This is a genomic window from Halomonas ramblicola (assembly GCF_030409215.1).
In the GTDB taxonomy this organism is placed as follows: domain Bacteria; phylum Pseudomonadota; class Gammaproteobacteria; order Pseudomonadales; family Halomonadaceae; genus Halomonas; species Halomonas ramblicola.
On sequence record NZ_JAUFPL010000018.1, the window covers coordinates 291,815 to 316,427 of the forward strand.

23 protein-coding genes are annotated in these 24,613 nt (G+C 69.1%); 11 read left to right on the forward strand and 12 right to left on the reverse strand.

Translation table 11 applies throughout. The features are described from left to right. The first annotated feature begins 30 nt into the window (after positions 1 to 30). From zipA to QWY80_RS07960, 3 genes are all read left to right on the forward strand, one after another. Complete coding sequence (gene zipA / locus QWY80_RS07950; RefSeq protein WP_290230220.1) at positions 31 to 1,590, forward strand: cell division protein ZipA; 1,560 nt, start codon at positions 31 to 33, stop codon at positions 1,588 to 1,590. A 208-nt stretch (positions 1,591 to 1,798) separates the two neighbouring features. Further along, positions 1,799 to 3,856, forward strand: a complete 2,058-nt coding sequence (ligA, locus tag QWY80_RS07955) for an NAD-dependent DNA ligase LigA (RefSeq protein ID WP_290230221.1) — start codon at positions 1,799 to 1,801, stop codon at positions 3,854 to 3,856. After that, positions 3,853 to 4,119 carry a YheU family protein gene (locus QWY80_RS07960; RefSeq protein ID WP_290230222.1) on the forward strand — a complete coding sequence of 89 codons (267 nt, stop codon included), beginning with the start codon at positions 3,853 to 3,855 and terminating at the stop codon, positions 4,117 to 4,119. Before ligA ends, QWY80_RS07960 begins: the two co-directional genes overlap by 4 nt. Here the strand turns inward: QWY80_RS07960 and QWY80_RS19400 are convergent. The 8 genes from QWY80_RS19400 to QWY80_RS07995 all read right to left on the reverse strand — a co-directional run bounded on the left by QWY80_RS19400 (position 4,022) and on the right by QWY80_RS07995 (position 10,868). Next, positions 4,022 to 4,375 carry a DUF1289 domain-containing protein gene (locus QWY80_RS19400; protein WP_353960444.1) on the reverse strand — a complete coding sequence of 118 codons (354 nt, stop codon included), beginning with the start codon at positions 4,373 to 4,375 and terminating at the stop codon, positions 4,022 to 4,024. The two genes, QWY80_RS07960 and QWY80_RS19400, sit on opposite strands and share 98 nt — an antisense overlap. Next, complete coding sequence (locus QWY80_RS07965) at positions 4,372 to 4,935, reverse strand: cob(I)yrinic acid a,c-diamide adenosyltransferase (protein WP_290230223.1); 564 nt, start codon at positions 4,933 to 4,935, stop codon at positions 4,372 to 4,374. The genes QWY80_RS19400 and QWY80_RS07965 overlap by 4 nt, the downstream gene beginning before the upstream one ends. Then, positions 4,929 to 5,876: an ArgK/MeaB family GTPase gene (locus tag QWY80_RS07970; protein WP_290230224.1), complete on the reverse strand. Its 948-nt coding sequence runs from the start codon at positions 5,874 to 5,876 to the stop codon at positions 4,929 to 4,931. The genes QWY80_RS07965 and QWY80_RS07970 overlap by 7 nt, the downstream gene beginning before the upstream one ends. 3 nt (positions 5,877 to 5,879) lie before the next feature. Then, entirely contained in the window at positions 5,880 to 7,058 is a 1,179-nt protein-coding gene (locus QWY80_RS07975) for a CaiB/BaiF CoA transferase family protein (protein ID WP_290230226.1), read from the reverse strand. Beyond that, positions 7,055 to 7,450, reverse strand: coding sequence for a cobalamin-dependent protein (locus QWY80_RS07980; protein ID WP_290230228.1), 396 nt, complete (start codon positions 7,448 to 7,450; stop codon positions 7,055 to 7,057). Before QWY80_RS07980 ends, QWY80_RS07975 begins: the two co-directional genes overlap by 4 nt. A gap of 51 nt (positions 7,451 to 7,501) precedes the next feature. Beyond that, the gene (locus QWY80_RS07985; protein WP_290230229.1) at positions 7,502 to 9,118 is read right to left on the reverse strand and encodes an acyl-CoA mutase large subunit family protein; all 1,617 of its coding nucleotides are present in this window, start codon (positions 9,116 to 9,118) and stop codon (positions 7,502 to 7,504) included. Beyond that, positions 9,115 to 9,891, reverse strand: coding sequence for an enoyl-CoA hydratase/isomerase family protein (locus QWY80_RS07990; RefSeq protein WP_290230230.1), 777 nt, complete (start codon positions 9,889 to 9,891; stop codon positions 9,115 to 9,117). Before QWY80_RS07990 ends, QWY80_RS07985 begins: the two co-directional genes overlap by 4 nt. Positions 9,892 to 10,085: 194 nt before the next feature. Further along, a complete protein-coding gene (locus QWY80_RS07995) occupies positions 10,086 to 10,868 on the reverse strand; it encodes an IclR family transcriptional regulator (protein WP_290230231.1) in 783 nt (260 codons plus the stop codon). A 308-nt stretch (positions 10,869 to 11,176) separates the two neighbouring features. Here QWY80_RS07995 and QWY80_RS08000 point away from each other — a divergent pair, with 308 nt between their 5' ends. The 3 genes from QWY80_RS08000 (at position 11,177) to QWY80_RS08010 (ending at position 14,778) form a co-directional block, all read left to right on the forward strand. Then, on the forward strand, positions 11,177 to 12,196 hold the full coding sequence (locus QWY80_RS08000) for a TAXI family TRAP transporter solute-binding subunit (protein ID WP_290230232.1): 1,020 nt from the start codon (positions 11,177 to 11,179) through the stop codon (positions 12,194 to 12,196). A gap of 118 nt (positions 12,197 to 12,314) precedes the next feature. After that, positions 12,315 to 14,357 carry a TRAP transporter permease gene (locus QWY80_RS08005; protein WP_290230234.1) on the forward strand — a complete coding sequence of 681 codons (2,043 nt, stop codon included), beginning with the start codon at positions 12,315 to 12,317 and terminating at the stop codon, positions 14,355 to 14,357. Continuing rightward, complete coding sequence (locus QWY80_RS08010; RefSeq protein WP_290230235.1) at positions 14,341 to 14,778, forward strand: PaaI family thioesterase; 438 nt, start codon at positions 14,341 to 14,343, stop codon at positions 14,776 to 14,778. The genes QWY80_RS08005 and QWY80_RS08010 overlap by 17 nt, the downstream gene beginning before the upstream one ends. Before the next feature lie 41 nt (positions 14,779 to 14,819). Here the strand turns inward: QWY80_RS08010 and mnmC are convergent, their stop codons facing one another. Then, positions 14,820 to 16,874: a bifunctional tRNA (5-methylaminomethyl-2-thiouridine)(34)-methyltransferase MnmC2/FAD-dependent 5-carboxymethylaminomethyl-2-thiouridine(34) oxidoreductase MnmC1 gene (gene mnmC, locus QWY80_RS08015; RefSeq protein ID WP_290230236.1), complete on the reverse strand. Its 2,055-nt coding sequence runs from the start codon at positions 16,872 to 16,874 to the stop codon at positions 14,820 to 14,822. A 141-nt stretch (positions 16,875 to 17,015) separates the two neighbouring features. After that, positions 17,016 to 17,315, reverse strand: a complete 300-nt coding sequence (locus QWY80_RS08020) for a YciI family protein (RefSeq protein ID WP_290230237.1) — start codon at positions 17,313 to 17,315, stop codon at positions 17,016 to 17,018. Positions 17,316 to 17,431: 116 nt separating this feature from the next. Here QWY80_RS08020 and QWY80_RS08025 point away from each other — a divergent pair, with 116 nt between their 5' ends. Then, positions 17,432 to 18,361, forward strand: coding sequence for a PHP domain-containing protein (locus QWY80_RS08025; protein ID WP_290230238.1), 930 nt, complete (start codon positions 17,432 to 17,434; stop codon positions 18,359 to 18,361). Positions 18,362 to 18,406: 45 nt separating this feature from the next. Beyond that, positions 18,407 to 19,030 carry an L-threonylcarbamoyladenylate synthase gene (locus QWY80_RS08030; RefSeq protein ID WP_290230239.1) on the forward strand — a complete coding sequence of 208 codons (624 nt, stop codon included), beginning with the start codon at positions 18,407 to 18,409 and terminating at the stop codon, positions 19,028 to 19,030. An 18-nt stretch (positions 19,031 to 19,048) separates the two neighbouring features. Here the strand turns inward: QWY80_RS08030 and QWY80_RS08035 are convergent, their stop codons facing one another. Next, positions 19,049 to 19,960: an ion transporter gene (locus QWY80_RS08035; RefSeq protein ID WP_290230240.1), complete on the reverse strand. Its 912-nt coding sequence runs from the start codon at positions 19,958 to 19,960 to the stop codon at positions 19,049 to 19,051. A 25-nt stretch (positions 19,961 to 19,985) separates the two neighbouring features. Continuing rightward, positions 19,986 to 20,852: a CYTH domain-containing protein gene (locus tag QWY80_RS08040; RefSeq protein ID WP_290230241.1), complete on the reverse strand. Its 867-nt coding sequence runs from the start codon at positions 20,850 to 20,852 to the stop codon at positions 19,986 to 19,988. A 105-nt stretch (positions 20,853 to 20,957) separates the two neighbouring features. On the opposite strand from QWY80_RS08040, the gene QWY80_RS08045 reads away from it, so the two are divergent. From QWY80_RS08045 to argA, 3 genes are all read left to right on the forward strand, one after another. Beyond that, a complete protein-coding gene (locus QWY80_RS08045; RefSeq protein WP_290230242.1) occupies positions 20,958 to 21,638 on the forward strand; it encodes a TIGR00153 family protein in 681 nt (226 codons plus the stop codon). 74 nt (positions 21,639 to 21,712) lie between these two features. Then, positions 21,713 to 22,978 (forward strand): inorganic phosphate transporter, encoded by a 1,266-nt coding sequence (locus QWY80_RS08050; RefSeq protein ID WP_290230243.1) that lies wholly within the window; start codon positions 21,713 to 21,715, stop codon positions 22,976 to 22,978. Between the two features lie 146 nt (positions 22,979 to 23,124). After that, positions 23,125 to 24,438: an amino-acid N-acetyltransferase gene (argA, locus tag QWY80_RS08055; RefSeq protein WP_290230244.1), complete on the forward strand. Its 1,314-nt coding sequence runs from the start codon at positions 23,125 to 23,127 to the stop codon at positions 24,436 to 24,438. Positions 24,439 to 24,613: the final 175 nt, after the last annotated feature.

The following is a 24,613-nucleotide window of genomic DNA, read 5'->3' on the forward strand; positions in this document are numbered from 1 at the left end:
CATGGCGCCTTAGCGAAAGGCTGACGATCCATGGAACTTAGAGAGTGGCTGATCATCCTGGGGTTGGCGCTGGTGACCCTCATCGTGGTGGATGGAGTACGTCGCCTGCAGCGCCAGCGGCGGATTCCTCGCCTCGACGAGGTGGCGGACGACGCCCAAGGCACCGACCCCGAAGAGGCGGCCCGCGCGGCCGAAATCAACTGGGAACTGCCCAACGGAGGGGCGCGAGTCGTCAGGCCCGCGGACTACAGCCGTGTGCAATCCAAGCCCAAGCTGGAGCGTCGGGAGCATCCCGGCCCCTCTCGGGTGTTGGCCAGTTGGAAGGAGGCCGAGCGTGACGAGGCCGTCTCCCCGCAGGCGGGTGCGCCGCGGCCCTCCCGCGACGAGCCCGCCCGTCCTGCCCCGGAGCCGGCCGAAGCCCAGGCCCGTACGGCGCCCGAGCCCGAGCCGGCACGGGCGTACGCGCGCGACGATAATAAGGTGGCGGCCGGCGAAACCCGCGAGGCGGCGGCCGAGACCGTGGCGGAAGGGCGCCGCGAGCCGAGTCTCTCGGCGCTGGCGGACGACGAGGTGCCGGCGTCCGATGCATCGCGCGCCCACGAACCCCTGGCGGCCGACCCCGAGGACCACGACGACGGCGACGAGGTCGAGCGCTACCGGCTGGTGGACCTCGACGGCGTCGGCGACTCCCTGAAGAGCGGCTCGAAGCGCGTCGGCGCCTCGGTGCAGCGGTTCGGCGCCTCCCTGCAGAAGACCCTGGGCGAGCGCCGCGAACACAAGCGCCTGGAGAAGGCGCGTCGCGACCGGGAAAAGGCCGAACGCGCCGCCCGCGAGGCGGAGCAGCAGCGCCTGGCGCGTGAGCAGGCCGAGGCCGAGAAGGCGGCCCGCGAGGCCGAGCGCCGGCGGCTCGAGGCGGAGGCCATCGCCGCCGCCGACGATGACGACCCGCTGTTCGCGCCGCCCCAGGCGCGCCAGCCGGACGAGGAGCCCGCCGAGCGTCCCGAACCGCTGGCCGAGATGTCCGAGAGCGAAGCCGCGTCCCTGGAAGCCTCGCTGCAGAGCGACAAGGTGCGAGCCCATCCGGTACTGGAGAAGGCCCTGCGCCACGACGTCAGCGCCGAACATGCCCGCCTGACCCTCAGCCAGGCCGAGGAGATCATCGTCATCAGCGTCATGTCGCGCGACGAGGCGGGCTTCTCCGGCACCGCGCTGCTCGACCTGATGCTGGCCTGTGGCCTGCGCTACGACCGCGACATGGGCGTCTTCCACCGCTTCGAGACCGAGGATCCCGAGAGCCGCCTGCAGTTCTCCATGGTCAACGTGGTCAAGCCGGGGATCTTCCCCATCGCCGCCATGGACGACTTCCAGACCCCCGGCATCACCCTGCTGATGCCGCTGCCCGGGGCCGAGGACTGCTCCGCGGCCTTCGAGGCGATGGTCGAGACCGCCATGGTCGTCGTCCGCCACCTGGGCGGCGAGCTGAAGGACGAGAACCACAGCGTGATGACCGCCCAGACCGTGGAATTCGCCCGCCAGCGGGTGCAGGAGTTCGTGCGACGCAACCGCCTGCACCGCTATCAGGTGAATTAGCGATAAGCCAATAAGCTCTAAGCTGGAAGCGGAACAACCCCATGAATCCATGGGGTTGTTCTGTTAGGGGTATGTAAATACAGGTGCATTGCCTGATGGAGTGAAGAGCTCATCGCGCATGTCCTAGGAGGGATGCTCCGCATCGCGACTGGCGCCGTCAGGCGCCTGGCGGTGTTGCCAGCCTTCTTGATACCAGACCAGGGATGCCATGACCCAGCCCGACCCGAAGACCCGCGACGAGGCGGCCCGCCTGCGCACCGAACTCGACGACGCCAACTACCGCTACTACGTCCTCGACGAGCCGCGGCTCACCGATGCCGACTACGACCGCAAGCTGCGCCGCCTGCAGGAGCTCGAGGCCACGCATCCCGACCTGCAGACCCCCGATTCGCCGACCCAGCGGGTCGGGGCCGCGCCGGCCGCCGGCTTCCCCGAGGTCGAGCATGCGGTGCCCATGCTGTCGCTGGACAACGCCTTCGACGAGGCCGAGCTCGAGGCCTTCGTCAGGCGCGTGGCCGAGCGCCTGGAGATGTCGCCCGACGCGATCGCCTTCTGCTGCGAGCCCAAGCTCGACGGCGCCGCGGTGTCGCTGGTCTACGACAACGGCAGGCTGGTCAGCGGCGCCACCCGCGGCGATGGCCGTACCGGCGAGGGCATCACCTCCAACCTGCGCACCCTGCGCTCCATCCCGCTGAAGCTGCGCGGCAAGGAGCATCCCGGGCTGCTCGAGGTGCGTGGCGAGGTGATCATGAGCCATGAGGGCTTCGAGGCGATGAACGAGCGGGCGCGGGCCGAGGACACCAAGGTCTTCGCCAATCCCCGCAATGCCGCCGCCGGCAGCCTGCGCCAGCTCGACCCGCGGATCACCGCCACCCGGCCGCTGGAGTTCAGCGCCTACCAGGTGGCCCGCATCGAGCCCGATCCGGGCGATGCCACCCACAGCGCCTTGATGGCCCACCTCGGCGACTTCGGCTTTCGCATCAGCAGTGAACTCGCGGTGGTGACGGGCGCCAGCGGGGTGATCGACTACTGCCGCCGGCTCGGTGAGACGCGCGACTCCCTCGGCTACGACATCGACGGCGTGGTGATCAAGGTCGACGACCTGCGGTTGCAGCGCGAGCTGGGCTTCGTGGCCCGGGCACCACGCTGGGCCATCGCCTTCAAGTTCCCCGCCCAGGAGCAGACCACGCGGCTCAACGACGTGGAGTTCCAGGTGGGGCGCACCGGCGCCATCACCCCGGTGGCGCGCCTGGAGCCGGTCACGGTGGCCGGGGTCACCGTCTCCAACGCCACCCTGCACAACGCCGACGAGATCGCCCGGCTCGGGGTGATGATCGGCGATACCGTGGCCATCCGCCGCGCCGGCGACGTCATCCCCCAGGTGGTGCGGGTGCTGGAGGAGGAGCGACCCGCGGATGCCCGCGACATCGTCTTCCCCAGCCGCTGCCCGGTGTGCGATTCCCAGATCGAGCGCCTCGAGGACGAGGCGGTGGCACGCTGCTCCGGCGGGCTCTACTGCGCCGCCCAGCGCAAGGAGGCCCTCAAGCACTTCGCCTCGCGCCGGGCACTCGACATCGAGGGCCTGGGCGTGAAGCTGATCGATCAGCTCGTCGAGCACGATTGGGTCACCACCCCGGCGGACCTCTTCCGCCTCGAGGCCGAGCGCCTCACCGAGCTGCCGCGCATGGCGAAGAAGTCCTCGGAGAACCTGGTGGCGGCGCTGGAGAAGGCCAAGCAGACGACGCTGGCGCGCTTCATCTATGCCCTGGGCATCCGCGAGGTGGGCGAGGCCACGGCGGCCAACCTGGCCCGCCACTTCGGCACCCTGGAGGCGCTGATGGAAGCCGACCGGGAGGCCCTCGAGGCGGTGGAGGACGTGGGCCCGGTGGTCGCCGCCCATGTGCACACCTTCTTTCGCCAGCCCCACAACCGCGAGACCATCGCCGACCTACGCGCCCTGGGGGTGACCTGGCAGGAGGAGGCGGTGGGCGAGCGGCCCCAGCCCCTGGCCGGCCAGACCTGGGTACTCACCGGCACCCTGGAGAGCATGACCCGCGACCAGGGCAAGGCGCGGCTCCAGGCCCTGGGGGCCAAGGTGGCCGGCAGCGTGTCGAAGAAGACCGCCGGCCTGGTGACCGGCGAGGCCGCCGGCAGCAAGCTCGAGAAGGCCATGCAGCTGGGCGTGCCGGTGCTCGACGAGGCCGCCTTCCTCGAGCGCCTGGAGCGCTGGGAGAGCGGCGAGACGGACCCGGAGGAGGACTCATGAGCGGACGCTTCGTCGAGGTACCCTACCGCATGCTGCCCGCCGAGACCCTGGAGGCCCTGCTCGAGGCCTTCGTCACTCGCCAGGGCTACGACACCACCGACACCGGCGAGGGCATGCGCGGCTGGGTGGCCGAGCTCAGGCGCCAGCTCGAGCGCAGCGAACTGATCATCGCCCACGACCTCGAGACCGAGACCACCGAAGTGATGACCCTGGCCCAGTGGCGCAGCTTCGGCCGCGACCTGGCCGACGACGAGGAGGGCTAGACTGGACTGCAGACTGCTGGTGAGGCATGGAGCATGAGGGCAGCTCCGCTGCGCGATTGGCGCCGGTGCAGTCATCACGCTTGGCTGTCGGCAGTTCGTTCATGATGGCGTGGCGTTTGGCATCGCTGAGCGATGACCAGGCGGCGATTTCGTCCCGCGTGCGGTGGCAGCCGAGGCAGTAGTGGCCGCCCGTGGCCAGGCGGCAGACGCCCGTGCAGGGCGAGGCGATCCTTTGGGCCAGGGTGGCATCGCTCATCGGTTGGCGCCGGGCACCCAGAGCACGTCGTCCGCGCCGTTGGCGTTGGCTGTGCGGGCCGCGACGAACAGCAGGTCCGAGAGCCGGTTCATGTAGCGCAGCACCTCGGGGTTCACGGGCTGGGTCTCCATGAGCCGGGCGATCAGCCGTTCGGCGCGCCGGGCGATGGTGCGGGCCAGGTGCAGGTGGGCGGCCAGCGGCGTGCCGCCGGGGAGGATGAACGAGCGCAGGCTGGCGAGGTGCTCGTTGAACGCATCGATGCGCTCCTCCAGATAGTCGACCTGCGAGGCCGCCACGCGCAGCGGCGGGTGCTTGGGGACGTCCTGCTCCGGGGTGCAGAGGTCGGCGCCGACATCGAACAGGTCGTTCTGGACCCGCGCCAGCACCTGGTGCAGCTCGCCTTCGGCATGCAGCTGGGCCAGGCCGAGGGCGGCGTTGGTCTCGTCCACTGTGCCGTAGGCTTCCACGCGCAGGTCGTGTTTCGGTACCCGGCTGCCGTCGCCGAGCCCGGTGTCGCCCTTGTCGCCGGTGCGGGTGTAGATCTTGTTGAGCTTTACCATGTGTCTTGCCTTGCCTCCGGGTCCGTGGCGGCCTCGTCCCCGGCCAGGGTCTGGAGGGCCTTGCGGTAGGTGTCGCGCAGGGTCGGCTCGTCGAGGAACCGGGGCTGTTCCTCGAGCAGTTCCGCCACCCGGCGCACGATCAGCGACTGGACATGATAGCGCCGCCGCAGGCGACGTGTCTCCGTCGGGTCGCGCCGTTCGCTCAGCCAGGCGAGGTGCTGGCTGATGGCGGCATCCAGCTCGGCCAGGCCTGCCTCGCCGTCCTGCGTCACCTCGATGACCGGTGGCAGCCAGGTGCGGGCGTCGCGGTGGCGTTGCACGATGCCGCGCACTTCCGAGGCGGTCTTCCTGGCGCCAGGCAGGTCGGCCTTGTTGATGACGTAAATATCCGCGAGCTCGAGGATCCCGGCCTTCATCGCCTGCACGGCGTCGCCGGCATTGGGCTGCAGTACCATGACCAGGCTGTCCACCGCGTGGCGCACGGCGTGTTCCGCCTGGCCGACCCCGACGGTTTCCAGCAGCACCTCGCAAAAGCCGTGGCCGTCCAGGGCATCCAGCAGGTCTGCAACGTTGTCGGCCAGGCCGTCATTGGCGGAGCGGCTGGAGAGGGAGCGGATGTAGAGCTCCGGCTCGTTGACGATATTGTCCATGCGGATGCGGTCGCCGAGGATCGCGCCGCCGGAGAGCGGGCTGGTTGGGTCGATTCCCAGGATGGCGATGCCGCCTTGGTCACGGCAGGCGGTCAGGCGTCGCTTGGCGAGGCGGCTGACCAGAGTGCTCTTGCCCGCGCCGGGAGCGCCGGTGAAACCGATGCGGGTGGTGTCGCTGGCGGAAGAAGGCTGGCATGCCGCGTGGTCGAGACTCTCGGCCACGGAAGCCGAGGCGAGCTTGGTAAGGGTGCGGCCCAGGGCGCGGCGTGAGCGGGGGTCGAGCCGGGTCATGCGTCAGCCTCCATTGACGTCGTGGTGGGGGCGGATGTCCCAGCGCCGGCCCTGCAACGGTTCGCTGTCCTCGTCGAGCAGCGGTGGAGGGCCGTAGTGGGGCGGCTGGTCCGGCAGCTTGATCGGGTTGCCGACCATGCGGATCTCGCCGTGGGAGGTGGGCACCGAGACCACCATCTGACGCGATTGGGTCAACGCCGACTCGAGGGCCGTCTCCAGGCTCTGCACGCCCGCCACCACCACGCCCAGGGGCGAGAGCCGGTCCACCCAGCCGTCGGTGGTGCCGGTCGCCAGCACCGCCTGGATGTCGTCGACCACGCGCTCGCGGTTCGCGGCGCGCGCCTCCATGGTCGAGCGGCGCGGGTCGTCGATCCATTCCGGATGCCCGACTTCGCGGCAGAAGTCCGCCCAGAAGCCGTCGTGGGTGATGAACAGCGCCAGATGGCCGTCTTGGGTGGCAAAAATCTGCGCCGGGACGATGTAGGGGTGGCCGCCGCCGGGGTAGCGCTGGACCTTCTGGCCAGCATTGAGATAGGCGCTGGCGAGGTAGTTCAACTGCGAGAGCATGGTGTCGTAGAGCGATACGTCGACCTGGCCGCCGCGGCCCTCCACCAGCTTGGCGGTTAGGCCCAGCGCGCCCATGATGCCCGCGGAGTTGTCGACCACGGAGTAGCCTGTCTTCACCGGCGGGCCATCGGGGTCGCCGGTCATCGCCATGACCCCCGCCAGCGCCTGGATGACGTAGTCGTAGGCGGGCTTGTCGGCGAAGGGGCCGTCCAGCCCGTAGCCGGTGAGGGCGAGGCACACGAGCTTGTCGTTGTGCATGCGCAGGGCATCGTAGGTCAGGCCCAGCTTGCGGATCGCGGCGGGGCGGATGTTAGTGAGCAGGGCGTGCGACGACGCGACCAGCTCGGCGAGCCGCCCTTTCCCGGCCTCGCTGGTGAGGTCCAGGCAGAGGCTGTGCTTGTTGCGGTTGAGGCTGGCGAAGTAGGCGTTGTGGGGGCCGATGTAATGCGGTCCGATCTGGCGCCCGATGTCGCCCTGGCCGGGCGCTTCGATCTTGATCACTTCCGCCCCCAGGTCGGCCAGCAGCATGCCGCAGTAGGGCCCGGCCAGCATATGGCTTACCTCGAGGATGCGGATACCGGCGAGCGGGCCTTGGGAGTGGGTGGCATCGTTCATTGCAGTTGCCTCTCGATGTGGCGAAGGACGTCTTCCAGGGGCATTTCCGAGGTGTAGACCCCGCATACCCCCGCGTTCAGCAGTGCCTCGCGGTCCTTCTCGGGAATAGTGCCGCCCACGAAGATCTTGATGTCGCCGGCATCGTATTCCTTCAGGCAGCGCATGGTCTCGTTGACCAGCTCCAGGTGGCTACCCGACAGCATGCTCAGTCCCACCACATCCACGTCCTCGTCCACCGCGACCTTGGCTATGTACTCGGCGCTCTTGCGCAGCCCGGTGTAGATCACCTCCGCGCCCGCGTCGCGCAGGGCCAGGGCGATCACCTTGGCGCCCACGTCGTGGCCGTCGAGGCCGGGTTTGGCGATCAGGATTCTCTTGCCTTTCAAACTCATGGGGTTTCTCCGGTGACGATGGGCGGGGCCGACCGGCCTGTCGGGCGCCGCTCAGAGACGAATGGGTTCCTGGAACTCGCCCCATTGCGACTTGAGCGTGGCGACCATCTCGCCCACGGTAGCGTAGGCGTGGCAGCAGTCGATCAGGTACGGCAACAGGTTCTCGTCGTCCTGGCCCGCGGCCTTTTCCAGCGCCTGCAGGGTCCGCTCGACCCGGGCCGGGTCGCGCTCGGCGAGGAGGCGCTGGTACTTCTCCTGCACGCGCTGTGCGGCCTGCGGGTCGACCTTGAACACTTCCCCGAAATCGTCGGTCTGGTCGTCGCGGCGGAAATAGTTCTGGCCGACGATCACCGTGTCCCCCCGGTCCACCTTCTGCTTGCGTTGGTGGGCGCGTTCGGCGATGCGCGCCTGCAGGTAGCCGTCCTCGATTGCCTTCACCACACCGCCGTAGTCGTCGATCTCCTCGATGACCCGGCGCGTTTCCTCCTCCATCCGATCGGTCAGCCACTCCACGTAATAGCTGCCGCCCAAGGGGTCGACCGTCTTCGAGATGCCGCTCTCGTAGGCGAGGATCTGCTGGGTGCGCAGTGCGATTTCGGCGCTGAATTCGGTGGGGATCTGGAAGGCCTCGTCGTAGGCGCAGGTGAACACCGATTGCGCGCCGCCCAGCGTCGCCGCCATGGCTTCCAGGCCGACGCGCACGATGTTGTTGTAGGGCTGGGCGGCGGTCAGCGACGAGCCGCCGCAGACCACGCCGAAACGCAGCCGCTGCGCCTTAGGGTCGGTGATGGCGAAGCGTTCCTCGAGAAGGCTGGCCCACAGCCGCCGCGCGGCGCGGAACTTGCAGATCTCCTCGAAGAAGTCCATGTGCACGTAGAAGAAGAAGCTCAGCCGGTTGGCGAACTTGGTGGCGTCGCCGCCGCGACGGATCAGCTCGTCGACGTAGGCCAGGCCGTTGGCCAGGGTGTAGCCGAGTTCCTCGACCGCCGTGGCCCCGGCATCACGCACGTGGGCGCCGGCGATGCTGATCGGGTTGAAGCGCGGCGTCTCGCGGTTGGAGAACAGGATGGTGTCGGAGATCAGGCGCATCGAGGGCCGCACCGGGAAGATCCAGGTGCCGCGGGCCACATACTCCTTGAGGATGTCGTTCTGGATGGTGCCGGTGAGTTTCTCGCGGGGCACTCCCTGCTTGTCGGCCACCGCACAGTACATGGCATAGATGATCGCGGCGGTGCCGTTGATGGTGAAAGAGGTGGAGATGCCGCCCAGGTCGATGCCGTCGAAGAGGATTTCCGCCTCCGCCAGGTTGGACAGCGACACGCCGACCTTGCCGACCTCGGAGCGCGCCATGGGGTCGGTGGGGTCGTAGCCGCACTGGGTGGGCAGATCCAGGGCCACCGAGAGGCCGGTCTGGCCGCTCTCGAGCAGGAAGCGGTAGCGCTCGTTGGTGTTCTCCGCCGTGCCGAATCCCGAGTACTGGCGGAAGGTCCACAGCCGCCCCCGATAGCCGTTGGGAAAGATCCCCCGGGTGTAGGGGGGCTTGCCGGGCTGGCCCGGATCGGGGTGCTGCAGCATGTCCGGTGTCACCCGTTCGGGAATCTCGATGCCGGACGCGGTGCGCGGTTCGGGAATCGGGGGGGTGCGGTTCTGGGGGGCGGAATCGCTCATCGGGTTCTCCTGCTATTCAGCACCTTGTCGGCGGCTTCCCAGTGGTCGTCATGGGTCCAGGTCTCAACGAAATGGCGAGTCTCGATGGCCGCCAGCGCGGACGGCGGCTGGCCATCGCGATGGGCGCTGGCCAGCGCCTTGAAGGCCCGGAGCACTTGCGGGACCTGGGCGAGGATGGGCCGGCAGAACGCCTGCACGCTGTCGTCGAGTGATTGTCCCGGAGTGGTGGCCTGGTCGATGAGGCCGATACCCAGCGCGTCGTCGGCGTTGAGCAGTTCGGCCCGCGACAGCAGGCGCAGGGCCTGGGTCGCGCCCACGCGATGCATAAGCCGGCTGCCGCCGCCCCAGGCGGTGGAGATGTTGAGCCTGCCCTGGATGAAGCCGATGCGGCTGGTGGGGCCGGCGACGATGAAGTCGCAGGCCACGGCGAGCTCCGCGCCGCCGCCCAGGGCGTCGCCGTTCAGGGCGGCGATGACCGGAACGGGAAAGCGCGAGATCGCCTCGAGGGCCCGCCGGGCATCGCGGCTCATGGCCTCGGCCTCGGTGTCGGAACGCACCGCCGAGAGGTCGCGCAGATCGCCGCCGGCGGCAAAGCTCTTGTCGCCGGCCCCGGTCAGCACCGCGGCCCTGAGCCCGAGCGTCTCGGCGTGTTGCGTGAAGACGTCGGCGATGTCATCGAGCACCGCGCGGGACAGGGCGTTGCGTTTATCCGGGCGGTTGATGGTCACCCGCAGCAGGGGGCCGTCCGTCGCGACGAGGAGATGATCGGCCATCGGCGTTCTCCGGTCTTGTATTTATTTCTGCATATCGAATAACTATACGTATGGGTGAAAAAAAGTGTCAAGTGCGCACGAGTCGACGACCGGCATGCGGCCAGCGGGAGGCGTTCGAGGGGGGAGGTGAGAAGGCGGGCGGGCAACCCGTCCGGGCGGGTGGGTCGCTATGGTCGTGTGGGGCGGCGAGGGGCTTAGAGTCTGGTAAGGCGGTCGCCGTGACGGATCAGGGTGGCGAGGTAGTGCTCAAGCTGGCGTGACATGCGCTCCATGGGGCCGGCGATCGCCACGCCCAGGGTCTCGCCGTAGACCTGGCGGGCGATGGCGATGGCCATGACGTCATCGACGTTCTCGCCACGCGTAATGAAGTAGCCGCGACGGCTGCTCTCCACGATGTCGTCCATCAACTGATGGCGGTCGGTGAGCGTTCGGCCCGTGGCCGGGGTGAGGGGCAGCTGCTCGAGCAGCGCCTGCAGGGTCTGGTCGGTTTCCTGCCCCAGCATGGCCTTACCGATGGCGCTGGAGTGAAGCGGCTTGGCGTCGCCCGGGCGTGCAGCGTAACGCACGGTGTGGGTGCCTTCGATGACCTCCAGGTAGACCACGGCGTCGCCCTGGCGCTTGCCCAGGATCACCGTTTCGCCGAGTTCGTCGCGCAGTTCGTGCAGCACGGGGGATACGCTTTCCAGCAGCGGGTCGTGGGTGGCGATAGCCTGGGCGACCTGCAGCAGGCGCTTGGTGGGATAGACCCGCTTCTTCTGCTCGAGGACGTAAACGTAACCCAGCGCCTGCAGGGTCTTGATCAACGCATGGCAACTGCTGACCGGGGTGTCGATGCGCTTGGCCAGGTCGCTGAGCGGCAGCGGCGTCTGATCGTCGGCAAAGGCCTCGAAGAGACTGAGGGTACGTGCCGCCGTCTTGACGCTCTCGGGCTTGCCGCGTTCCGCGGGGTCTCCGGCTGACCGGGGGGTTCGTTTCATTGCCAGTTCTCTCTTTGCAATACAGGGCACGGCCCGGGAGCTTACATGAGGCTCGGCCGATTGCCAGCCCGTCGTCATGGGGCAAGCGCGGGGACGGAGGCAGCCGTGTCGCCCAGTTCGGCTAAAGTATAAGTGATTTCGGCTTTCTGAAAAACATTACACAGGTGGGAAAAAGTGCTAGCGTGGGACTATTAGTCCGGAAGCGGCCGTCACTCGTCGCTATCCGGGGACCACGACTCCCAGGGAAGATCCCACCGCTGGTGGGCATGCCATCGTAAGGACTCGCACATGCCAGGAGGACAACAACAATGCCAGCTACAACCTACGGCACAGCCAGTCACTATCTGAATGCTTTCACCCTGGGCGCGGCGGGGATCGTCGCGGCGAGCCTGTTGCCGCTCACCGCCGAGGCCCAGGCCAGGCTCGCCATGGGCGCGACCCACAGCGGATCGGCCTTCTATTCCTATCAGGTCGCCGTGGTGTCCGACTGGAACGACACCGTCGAAGGCGTTGGGATGAGCGTCCAGGAACTGGGCGGGGCCGCCGCCTCGACACAGGCTTTGCTGCGCGGAGAGGTGGATATGGGGATCGCGGTGACCTCCTCCGACCATCAAGCCGTCCAGGGCGAGGGGGACTACGGTTCGCCGGCGGAGAACCTGCGCACGCTGTACTTCTTCGCGCCACTGCCCTTGAACTGGGTTGTGTCGGATGACTCCGACATCGCCGGCCTCGAGGACCTGGCCGGACGCGATTTCAATCCCGGCGGGCGCGGCACCGCCACGGAGGGCCAGACGGAGACCGCGCTGGAGATCCTCGGCATCGCGCCCAACTACTATCGCGCCGGTGGCAGCGACGCGCTGGATGCCTACCAGAACCGGCGTCTCGATGCCTTCGTGAAAGCCGGCCTGCATCCCGATGGCTACATCCAGCAAGCCCATTCGTCGCGGCCGGTGCGGCTATTGTCGATGACCCCGGACCAGGCGCAACAGGTGGCCGATGCCCGGCCGTACTTCAGCGTCGGCGAGGTCGATCCCGCTGACTTCTATGGTGAACAGGAAAGCCCCTTGATCACTATCCAGACCGGGATCGGCATCAACACCACCAGCGAGCTCGCTGAGGAAGCCGCCTACGGTATCGTGGAGCGCGCGTTTTCCGAGGAGGGGATCCAGGCCGCGGCCGACGGCTATGCGCCTGCCTCCCAGGTCGATCCGCTGCAGCTGACGCTCAACGCCAGCGTGGCTCCCCTGCATGCCGGGGTGGTGCGTTACCTGAAGGAACAGGGACACGAGGTTCCCGAGCGCCTGGTGCCGCCGGAATACAACGAGTGATGGCATCCGGCAGGGCCGCCAGCACGTGCCAACCATGACATTTCAAGTCGTCAGCGGGCGGGGTCGCGGCATCGCCTCCGCCCGCTGCCAAGGTCCGGGGACCTTGAGGGTCTAGCGTATGAGTTCTGATGAACGCGTCACCTCCCTGCGCCGCTTCAGCGGTGCTGCCGGGTGGCTGATCGGCGGCCTCGCCCTGGCGTGGATCCTCTTCCATATCGTCACCGCCGGCGTGGGGATGCTACCCAACTACCAGCAACGTGCCGTCCACCTGGGTGGCGCCCTGTTCTTCGTGTTTCTGCTGTACCAGGGGCGCGCCCGCTTTCCCCGCTTGCAGCTGGCGCTGGTCGATCTGCCGTGCGCGTTCGCCTGTCTGGTGCTGCTGGGGTATATCTTCGTCAACTACGACGCCATCGTGATGAGCAACTGGTACGTCAATGAGGCGGTGGAGAAGGCGTTTGGCGTCGCGCTGTTCCTGCTGTTGTTGGAAGCCGTCCGGCGCACCCTGGGCTGGCTGTTCGTCGGCCTGATCCTGTTCTTCTGCGTCTATGCCTATTTCGGTCCTTACATGCCGGGCCCGCTGGCCCACCGCGGCCTGTCGCTGGAGCGGATGATCTACGTCTTCTACATGGGCAACAACGGCATCCTCGGCACGCTGATGGGCATTTCGGCGACCGTGGTAACCCTGTTCCTGATCCTGGGGGCATTGCTCAACGCCAGTGGGGCCGGGGATACCTTCATCCGCATCGCCATGCGGCTCGGCGGACGCATTCGCGGTGGCGCGGGCATCGTCGCCGTGATCGGCAGCGCCTTTATGGGCATGGTGAATGGCAGCACGGTGGCCAACGTGACCAGCACCGGGGTGTTGACCATCCCGTTGATGCGCCGCCTGGGATTCGATCGCAACCTGGCGGGCTCCATCGAGGCGGTCGCCTCGACGGGCGGGCAGATCATGCCGCCGATCATGGGGCCGGGCGCCTTCCTGATGGCGGAGCTGCTGGGCATTGCCTACCTGGATGTGGTCACGGCCGCCCTCGTGCCCTCGGTGTTGTTCTTCACCGCGCTGTTGCTGGGCGTCTATCTGATGGCGCGGCGTTATCGGCTGGAGGCATTGCCGCCGGAGTTGATCCCGTCGCGGCGGGAGGCATTCGAGCCCCTGGCCATGGCTAGTCTGCTGGTGCCGATCGGTATCCTGCTGTACTTCATACTGCAGCGTTACACGATACAGACGGCGGTGTTCTGGTCGCTGGTCTCCATCAGCGCAATGATGGTCGCGGGCGCCCTGTTTCGCCGCCGGCCACCCGAGACCGCGGCCAGCGAACAAGCCCACAGGGTGGCGGGCCTCATGGTCGACGAGACAGATCGGGTGCAGCGGACAGTCGTCAGCAGCGCGGGCCAGCGGCTCGTCGACGTGGCCGGGTCGACCTATCGGGGGTTGTACGCTGCCGCGGTGAGCGTGGTATACATCGCCATGATCATCGCCGCCGCCCAGATCATGGTCTCCACCATCAACCTGACCGGGCTGGGCGTGACCCTGTCGCAGGTGATCCTGTCCATCGGCGGGGATTACCTGTTCGTCTCGCTGGTGCTCACCATGGCGCTGGCCATCATCCTGGGGATGGGGATGCCGACCCCGGCGGCCTATGCCGTGGCTGCTGCGGTGCTGGCGCCACCACTGCTGAACCTGGGCTTCGAGCGCCTGCCGTCGCATCTCTTCCTGTACTTCTTCGCCAGCGTGTCGGCCATCACGCCGCCGGTCGCGGCGGGGATCTTTGCCGCCATCGCCATCAGCGGTGGGACCTTCTTCGGCACGGCCCGCTACGCGCTGACCCTGGCCTGTAGCCTGTTCATCCTGCCGTTTCTGTTCATCCTGAACCCGGAGCTCACCCTGGCGGGCAATCCCCTGGCCATCCTGGTCGCGTTGCTGAGTGCGCTGGTGGGCATCGGCTTCCTGTCGGTGGCGGCCATCGGACATCTATGGGGCGGCATGGGGCCCGTGTCCCGGCTACTGGTGGGGGGAGGTGCCATCGTCATGGTCACCCCGGGCATATGGGTGGACATGGCCGGGGTACTGTGCATCGTGGCGGGGCTGGCCCTGCATCGGTTCCACGCCGTGAGATCCCGCCAGCGACTGGGAAAAGGGCGCGATGAGCATGCCGGATAATCCGTTTCTCGGACTCCTTGGTGCTCGCCTGGTGCATTGGGACCACGGGCAGTGCGAGTGGCAACTGGATATCGCCCCGTACCACCTGAACTCGCAGGGCTCGCTACAGGGCGGCGTCATCGCCACGCTACTGGATGTCGCCTGCGGCTATAGCGTCTTCTTTCACGCGGCCGATGAGCCCCCGGCACGCACCGCCACCATCTCGCTGACCATCCATTACCTGGCCCGGGTCGATGGTGGGCGCGTGGTGGCCCGGGGCCGGCGGATCGGCGGCGGCAAGGCCATCTTCTTCGCCGAAGCGGAACTGCTTGACGAAGCGGGCGGTACGATCGCCAAGGCATCGGGAAGCTTTCGCAGTAAGCGCCGCAGCGATCCGGGGCGCTCGGCGAGGCATCAAAGCCGGGACACAAGCTTTCCATGAAGATCTGGGCAAACTGACGAAAATCATCCAGCCGATTCTTGCTATGCCTTCTCGACTCCTGTCCGACCCCTTGGCCAGGCCTGTTTCCCCCTTACCAAGTCCCTGATCAGCCGCCGTCCCGGGTGCAGGTGGTCCGCCAGCGGCTGCTCCAGGGGCAGCGGCTCGTCGCAGATCCGTGAGGCGAGCAGCTCGGCGCACAGCGGAGCGCTGGCCAGGCCCCGGGAGCCGTGGGCGGCGCTGATCCACAGCCCCGGATGGTGGCGGCCGGGCGTGTCGGGCACGCGGGTGGCGTCCTTGGCCAGCACGGCATAGTCGTCGGCCCAGGCCGCGGCGTCGGGCACCGGGCCGGCATAGGGCGACTTGTCGGGGCTGGCCGCGCGCAGGGCGGCCCGGCCCGCCAGGCCCGCCGGGTCGAGGTCGGTACCCGCCGCGCGCAGTGCCGCCACATAGGCGGGCAGGGTGCGCTCGAGCTCCGCCAGGTTGGCGGCATGGTCCGCCTCGCGCACCCCGGTGTCGGTATCGCCCGGGACGAAGGTGGCGCCGAAGGTGAGCACGCCGTCCAGCGGCGGCGACACATAGCCCCCGGCGCACACCACCCGCCGCAGGGGCGGCGCCCCCTCGGGCAGGGTGAGCCGCGAGACCTGGCCGCGCACCGGCTGCAGCGGCAGCCGCGCGGTCTGGGCGAAGCGGTTGGCCAGCGTGGCGGTGGCGATCACCACCTGGTCCGCCGCCAGGGTCTCTCCGTCGGCGAGGCGCAGCCGCCAGCCGTCGCCGGCCGGCTCCAGGCCCTCGACCCCGGCGCGGCGGAAGTCGACCCCCGGGGAGTCGGCGAGCCGCGCGCAGAGGGCGTCGGGACGCACCCAGCCGGCCAGCGGATAGTCGAGCCCCGTCGTCGCCACCGCCACGCCGGCGCGACGACTCGCCTCCACGGCATCGACGCCCTCGACGGCGCCGGCCGGCAGCGGATGGCGCTCGAGGAAGCGTGCCTGGCGGCTCGCCTCGCGCTCGCCGCCGGCCAGCTGCAGCACGCCACTCGGGGCCCAGAGTTCCCGGGCGGGGTCCAGGGCCTCGAGCCAGCGACAGCTGTGCAGCAACCCGGCGAGATAGACCCGGCTCTGGGGATTGGTGTCCGCGGCGAGCTTGACGTAGAGCGCCCCCTGGGCGTTGCCCGAGCCGCCGGCGCCGGGCCCCTCGCGGTCGAGCAGGGTCACTGCCACCCCACGCCCGGCCAGGGCCGCGGCCAGGCTCGCCCCGGCGATGCCGGCACCCACCACGGCCACGCGTCGCACCGGCCGCGGCGCGGGCGGGGTGAACCAGGGCGTGCGCTGACGGCGCTCGTCGGCGGGCGGCGTGGCGATCTCGCCGGCCAGCATCTCGCGTTTGCGCCCGAAGCCCGGCACCTTGCGCCAGGCGAAGCCGGCCGCCGCCAGGCCGCGCTTGACCACCCCGGCGCAGGTGAAGGTGGCGAAGGTGGCACCGGGCCGCGAGCGCGCCGCCATGGCGGCGAACAGCTCGGGGCGCCACATCCCGGGATTCTTGGCCGGGGCGAAGCCGTCCAGGAACCAGGCATCGACCCGACCGTCGAGCAGCGCCAGGCGCTCGGTGGTGTCGCCGAGGTGCAGGTCCAGGGTCACCCGGTCGTCGAGCCGCAGGCGGTGCACCCCGGTCACCGGCGCCGGCCACTGGGCCACCAGCCGCGCGGCCCGCTCGGCCAGGTCGGGCCAGGCGGCCAGGGCCCGCGCCAGGTCGTCGCGACCCAGGGGATACTTCTCGGTGGAGACCAGGTGCAGGCGGGCCGTCGCGGGGGCGTGCGCCTCGAAGCAGGCCCAGGTGCAGAGCATGTTCAGCCCGGTGCCGAAGCCGGTCTCGCCGACCACGAAGGGGCGTGACTCCCGCCACTCCCGGAAGCGTTCCGGCAGGCGGTTGGCGGCGATGAAGACATGCTCGGTCTCGGCCCGGCCGTCATGGCGCGAGAAGTAGACGTCGTCGAAGGCGGTCGAGTGCGGCGCGGACTCGCCCGTCTCGTCCTGGCGCCAGTCGAGGCGAGCGATCTCCAGGCCCGCCAGCGGGGGCAGGCCATCGGGGGCGGCGGTCAAGGCGGGGCTCCGGTGGGCAGGTGCTGGTCAGAATTTGATCGTCGCCGCCGCAGCGCCAGGGTGACAGGGCTGTCGCAAGGCGTCCGCGGCGTTTCAACAGTGTTATCCACAGTAGCTGTGCAAAACCCCGTTGTTGATAAGTTACGGCAACACCTTCTTGAAGGGCTTCACCGTCACCTTGGCGTAGACCCCGGCGATCACGTAGGGGTCGGCGTCGGCCCAGGCCTGGGCCTCCTTGAGGCTGTCGAACTCGGCGACCACCAGGCTGCCACTGAAGCCGGCCTCGCCCGGGTCCTCGCTGTCGATGGCCGGATGCGGTCCGGCCAGCACCAGGCGGCCCTCGTCGCGCAGCGCCTCCAGGCGTGCCAGGTGGTCGGGCCGGGCGGCCAGGCGGCGTTCCAGGCTGCTGTTCACATCCTCGCTGATGATGGCATAGAGCATGGCGATGGGATCCTCGAGTGGGGCGGCTCGTGCCGCGAAAACGCGCGGGTGATTGACCGGGGTCGGCCCGGCGCGCACCATGGAGCGTCATTCTGACAAAGTCGCCAGTCGGCGTCATGCCAATGACCGCACTTCCCGCCCGCTTCGAGGGCGACCCCGAACCATTGCCCATCGACCTGCACATGCACTCCACCGCCTCCGACGGCGCCCTGTCGCCCACGGACCTGGTGGCGTTGTGCCGTGAGCGGGGCCTGACCCACCTGGCGCTCACCGACCACGACACCCTGGCCGGCGTGGCGGAGGCCGCGGCGGCGGCCGCCGAGGCCGGGTTGGTACTGCTGCCGGGCACCGAGCTCTCCACCCAGTGGCGCGGCATCAACATCCATGTGGTGGGACTGCTGCCCGAGGGCGCCCGGGGCCGGCTGGTCGCGGGGCTGGCGAGCCAGGCCGAGGCCCGCGAGCGGCGTGCCGGCAGGATCGCCGAGCGCCTGGAGAAGCTCGGCCTCGACGACGCCCTGGCCCGGGCCCGCGAGCAGGCCGGCAGCGAGCGCCCGCTGGGGCGGCCGGACTTCGCCCGTGCCCTGGTGGCGGCGGGCCTGGTGCCCGACGTGGCCACCGCCTTCAAGAAGCACCTGGGCGACGGCAAGCCGGGAGACGTCAAGGCGCTGTGGCCGGGGCTCGCCGAGGCGCTGGGCTGGATCCTCGACGCCGGCGGGGTGGCGGTGCTGGCGCACCCCCTGCGCCACGGCCTGACGCGACGCAAGCGCGGCCTGCTGCTCGACGACTTCGCCGCGGCCGGCGGCCAGGCCGCCGAACTGGTCAGCGGCTTCCAGAATCCCGACGCCACCCGCGACCTGGCCCGCCAGCTGCAGGAGCGTGGGCTCTACGCTTCGCAGGGCAGCGACTTCCACTTCCCCGGCGGCCACCTGGCGCCGGGCAGCATGAGCCCGGTGCCGCGCACCGCCACGCTGCCGGTCTGGACCCATCCGCGCCTGGCGGCCTGCGTCGGTGGCCCGGCGGCGAAGGCCGGCGCCGACGCGCTATAGTCAGGGGCGAGTCCTATCATCGACATGGAACCCAGGAGCGCCAACATGAGCCAGTTCTTCCAGATCCATCCCGAGAATCCCCAGAAACGGCTGATCGACCAGGCGATCCGGATCATCCGCGACGGCGGGGTGGTGGCCTATCCCACCGATTCCGGCTATGCCCTGGGCTGTCATCTGGGCGACAAGAAGGCGATCGAGAAGATCAAGTGGCTGCGTTCGCTGGACGACAAGCACAACTTCACCCTGGTGTGCTCCGACCTCTCCGAGATCGGCACCTACGCCAAGGTGGACAACGACGTCTTCCGGCTGCTCAAGGCCCACACCCCGGGGGCCTACACCTTCATCCTCAACGCCACCACCGAGGTGCCGCGCCTGCTGCTGCACCCCAAGCGCCGCTCCATCGGCGTGCGGGTGCCGGATCATGCCATCACCCGGGCGCTGCTGAGCGCCCTGGGCGAGCCGCTGATGAGCGTGACCCTGATCCCGGTGGGCGAGGAGCTGCCGATGACCGATGCCGATGAGATCCGCGAGCGCTGCGGCGCCCATCTCGACCTGGTGATCGACGGCGGCGCCTGTCACCTGGAGCCGACCAGCGTGGTGGACCTGCGCGAGATGCCGCCGACCATCGTGCGCGAGGGCCGCGGCGACGTCTCGACCTTCCGCGAGTGAGCCGACCGCGTCGCCGGCTCACGCCGGCGGCGGCGCGTCCCCGTCCGGTTCCTCCTCCTCGTCTTCCCGCTCCTTGGCCAGCCGGGGGTCGGGCGTATCCTCGTCCAGCCAGGTGCCGCACTTGAGGCAGTACCTGGCGCGCCGCTCATGGTGGTCGTGGCCGCAGCCCGGGCAGGCCTCGTCGGAGTAGCGGTCGGCGCGGATCGAGCGGATCACCTCGGCGGAGAAGATCCCGGTGGGTACCGCGATGATCGAGTAGCCGGTCAGCATCACCATCACCGAGATCGCCTGGCCCAGCGGGGTGACCGGCACGATGTCGCCGTAGCCCACGGTGGTGAGGGTGACGATGGCCCAGTAGATCGCCGTGGGGATGCTGGTGAAGCCGGCCTCGGCCGGCTCGATCAGGTAGACCACCGCGGCGAAGATGGTCACCAGCATGAAGACGGTGAACAGGAACAGGAAGATCTGGTGGCCGCTGCGCTTGAGGGCGTCCACCAGCAGCCGCCCCTCGCCGACGAACTCCATCAGCCGCAACACCCGGAAGATGCGCAGCACGCGCAGCACGCGCACCATCACCAGGGTCTGGGCCCCGGGCAGGAGCAGCGTCAGCCAGGTGGGCAGGATGGCCACCAGGTCGATGACGCCGTAGAAGCTCCTCAGGTACTGCAGGGGGCGTTCCAGGCAGTAGAGGCGCACCGCCAGTTCCACGGTGAAGGCGATGGTGAAGCCCCACTCGACCCAGTGGAAGAGGGGGGCGTGGGCGGCGTGGTAGGCCGGCACGCTGTCCAGCATCACCACCAGCACGCTGCCCAGGATGGCCAGGATCAGGGCGATGTCGAAGCCCTTGGCCGGCAGGGTGTCGGACTCGAAGATGATCTGGAAGACCCGGGTGCGCAGGGTCCCGCCGCCGGGTTTGGGAAGGTGGTTCACGGGCATCGTCCTTGTGGATGGCGCCTCAGGCCAGTGCGGCCTCGCCGGGCAGGCGGCGCGCCAGGGCCAGTGCCAGCCGGCCGAAGGACGGCGTCAACCACTCCGGTTCCGCCAGCGTCTCGGCGAGGCGCGCCGCGGTATCGCTCGGGGCATCATCGCCCAGCCCGGCCAGGCGATGGAAGGCCTCGCGGGCCGCCTCGCGCCAGGCGTCGTCGCCGGTGTCGGCCAGGGCGTCCAGGGCCACCACCGCACGATGCAGCCAGGCACCGGCGTTGCCACCCTCGGGCAGCCGCCAGGCGCCGTCGAGCAGGGCGCCGCCGCGGGCCGCCTTGCTGCTGTCCGAGGGGCGCAGGGCGACCGACTCGGCCAGGGCCTCGGCCAGCGACCACAGCGCCGCCGGCTCGCCCGCCTCGAGCTCGAGTTCCAGTTCGCGGATGGGCACCCGCCGCCCGCCGGCGAGGATCTCCCCCTCGTCCAGGGCCAGCTCGATGCGCGCCCCGTCGTGCCGGAGCGCCCAGGTCTCGCGGCGGAAGTCGGTGGTGAAGCGCGCCTCCAGGCGCTCGAGCACACCGGGGCCCAGCTCGGCCGGCGGCAGCCCCGCCAGGCCGGCCAGGTCCAGGCCCGGCCCGGGCACCTCCCACTCCCACTCGCCGCGCCGCGACAGGCCGCCACCGCCGGCGCCGCGGGTCTTCACCGTCTGCAGGAGTCGTCCGTCCAGGCGGCGCAGGCGCAGGGCCATGCGCGCCGTCTCCAGTTCGCCCCGCGGCGTGTCGTAGTAGGTGTTGCCCAGGCTCGCGACCCGCGGCGAGACCCCGGCCAGCAGGGGGTGGCGGCGCAGCGCCTCGGGGCCCGTGGCGCCCAGGGCGAGCTTGAGCTCGATCTCGTGACTCATGGGTGTTCCCCTTGCGCTGATGTGGCGTTACGGTGAATTTTTCATGACGATGGCGTCCAGGGTCACTATACTGTCGCCGCCATTTTCAAGGTTCCAAGATGCCCCATGGTGACATCCAATCCCTTCTCCGCGATGTTCGGCCGCTCGCCATTCCAGCCACTGCTGGCCCATATCGTCAAGGCCAGTGAATGCGCCAACGAGCTGCTGCCCTTCTTCGAGGCCACGCTCGAAGGCGACTGGGAGGCCGCCGCGGTGCATCGCGAGACGATCACTCGTCTCGAGCACGAGGCCGACGAGCTCAAGACCGAGCTGCGCCTCAACCTGCCCAATACCCTCTTCCTGCCGGTGTCCCGCTCCGACCTGCTGGACCTGATCAGCGTGCAGGACAAGATCGCCAACAAGACCCGCGACATCACCGGCATCATGCTCGGCCGCCGGATGCAGGTGCCCGAGGAGCTGGCCCAGCCGATGCGCGACTACATGCGCACCTCGGTGGCCTGCGTGGCCCAGGCCCGCAATGCCCTCGAGGAGCTCAAGGACCTGCTCGAGTCTGGCTTCGGGCGCAACGTCAGCGACGTCATGCAGAAGCTGATCCGTGAGCTGCACACCCTCGAGCAGCAGACCGACGACCAGCAGATCGCCATCCGCCGCCAACTGTTCGCGCTGGAGGATCGCCTGCCGCCGGTGGACGTGATGTTCCTCTACAAGATCATCGACTGGGTGGGCGAGCTCTCCGACCGCGCCGAGCGCGTGGGCAGCCGCCTGCAGATCATGACGGCCAACTGAATCCCTGCGGCCCCGGCGACCCCGGGGCCGCTGTCCGTACGCCATCTCACGACCGCAACGAGGGAAGCAACCTCATGTCGATCATCGCGCAGCACGGCGACGTCTTCATCATCCTCGCCTGCCTCTTCGGCTTCTTCATGGCCTGGGGCGTGGGCGCCAATGACGTGGCCAACGCCATGGGTACCTCGGTGGGCTCCCGGGCCATCACCATCAAGCAGGCGATCATCATCGCCGTGATCTTCGAGTTCCTCGGCGCCTGGCTGGCCGGCGGCGAGGTGACCAACACCATCCGCAAGGGGATCATCGACCCCGAGCTGCTCCAGGAGGACCCCCAGCTGCTGGTCTACGGCATGCTGGCGGCGCTGCTGGCCGCCGCCACCTGGCTGCTGATCGCCTCCGCCAGGGGCTGGCCGGTCTCCACCACCCACTCCATCGTCGGCGCCATCGTCGGCTTCGGCGCGGCCGGCCTGGGCGCCGCCGCGGTAGACTGGGGCGGCGTGGGCAAGATCGCCGCCAGCTGGGTGGTCTCGCCGCTGCTCTCCGGCACCATTGCCTTCACCCTGTTCAGGTCGGTACAGCACCTGATCTTCGAGGCCCAGGATCCCTTCGCCGCGGCCAAGCGCTACGTGCCCGTGTACATCTTCCTGGTGGGCTTCGCCGTGGCCATGGTGACCCTCATCAAGGGGCTCAAGCACGTCGGCCTCGACTTCGGCTTCGGCGCCAGTCTGCTGCTCTCCATCCTCGCCGGCCTGGTGATCGCGGGCATCGGCGTGGTCATGGAGCGTCGCGTCAAGGCCGCCAGCCGCCAGGCCGACCATTTCGGCTTCTCCGGGGTGGAACGGGTGTTCGGCGTGCTGATGATCTTCACCGCCTGCGCCATGGCCTTCGCCCACGGCTCCAACGACGTGGCCAACGCCGTGGGACCGTTGGCGGCGGTGATCAGCGTGGTCCAGGCCGGCGGCGAGATCGGGGCCGACGCCCTGGTGCCCTGGTGGGTGCTGGTGCTGGGCGGCGGCGGCATCGTCGTCGGCCTGGTCACCTATGGCCACAAGGTGATCGCCACCGTGGGGACCGGCATCACCGAGCTGACCCCCAGCCGCGGCTTCGCCGCCACCCTGGCCGCCGCCGTCACCGTGGTGCTGGCCTCGGGCACCGGCCTGCCGATCTCCACCACCCACACCCTGGTGGGCGCGGTGCTGGGCGTGGGCCTGGCCCGCGGCATGTCGGCGCTGAACCTGCGCGTCATCGGCACCATCGCCATGTCCTGGCTGATCACCCTGCCGGCCGGTGCCGGCCTGGCGATCCTGTTCTTCTTCATGTTCAAGGGCATGTTCGGCTGAAGGAAGGGGCGACGTAAATCCGAATTCCTTCAGTGGATATTTCTGTATTCGGCGGTACCACGGCAGTGGTGCCGCCGTTTTCGTCGCTCTGCTATAGTCGAGGCTTCCGTCATCGTCTTTCGTTCACCTGCTGCCGGAGTGCGGCCTTGGATACACGCTTCCCCTTCGTCGACTGGTTCCGCAATTCCTCGCCCTACATCAATGCCCACCGCGGGCGAACCTTCGTCATCCTCATCGAGGGCGAGGCCATGGCGCGGGGGCGAGGCGAGCAGTTGATCCAGGACCTGGCGTTGCTGCACACCCTGGGGGTGCGCCTGGTGGTGGTGTTCGGCATCCGTCCCCAGGTGCAGCAGGCCCTGGACGCGGCGGCCATCACGCCGCGCCTGCACCAGGGGCGCTGGGTCGCCGATGCGCCGGTGATGACCTGCATCGAGCGGGTGGCCGCCGAGCAGCGGCTGTGGCTGGAGGCCCGCTTCTCGCTGGGGCTGCCCAACACCCCGATGCACGGCGTCGAGCTCACCGCGGTGTCCGGCAACCTGGTGATGGCCAAGCCCCTCGGGGTGCGCGACGGGGTGGACTTCGACCGCAGCGGCGAGGTGCGACGGGTGCGCGCCTCGGCCATCGAGGGGTTGCTGGAGAAGGGGGCTTTGGTGGTGCTGCCGCCGCTGGGCTTCTCCAGCACCGGCGAGGTGTTCGACCTCAACGCCTCCGACGTGGCCCAGCACGCGGCCATGGCGCTGTCCGCCGACAAGCTGATCCTGCTGGGCGAGGCCAGCGGCCTGTTCGACCGCAGCGGCCAACTGCAGCGCCAGCTGACTCCCGCCGAGGCCGAGCCGCTGCTGAGCCGGGCACCGGCCGGCAGCGAGCTGGCCCGCCACCTGGAGGCCGCCTGCCAGGCGGCCCGCCATGGGGTGGCACGCACCCACCTGCTCTCCTGGCACGACCACGACGCCCTGCTCGGCGAGCTCTTCACCCGCGACGGCGTGGGCACCATGATCACCCAGCACCGCTACGAGCAGCTGCGCCTGGCGGAGCTGGCCGACATCGGCGGCCTGCTGGAGCTCCTCGAGCCCCTGGAGCGACACGGCATGCTGGTGCCGCGCTCCCGCGAGCGCCTGGAACACGAGATCGACGACTACCTGGTGATCGAGCGCGACGGCATGATCATCGGCTGCGCCGCCCTGCACGCCTTCGACGATGCCGAGATGGGCGAGCTGGCCTGCGTGGCGGTGCATGGCGACTACCGTGGCGGCAGCCGCGGCGAGCTGCTGCTCGCCGAGATCGAGCGCCACGCCCGGCGCCGTGGGCTCACGGCGCTGTTCGCGCTGACCACCCATTCCACCCACTGGTTCTTCGAGCACGGCTTCCGTCTGGCCGACCTCGAGGCGCTGCCGCCGCTCAAGCGCGACACCTACAACCACGCCCGCAAGTCCAAGGTGCTGGTCAAGACGCTCAAGTGAACGGCAGGCTGTCGCCGCATGACGTCATCGCCGCCGCGGGTGTCTCCGATAGGCAACGCTTCAAGTTGTTGAAAATAAAGGGCTAATATCATTATGGCGTGATGTTGTCGTCTTAAGGCAACAAAATTTGCCGCCCATGACCCTCCTGCACCCGCCCGCCGGCCGATTGGCCGGC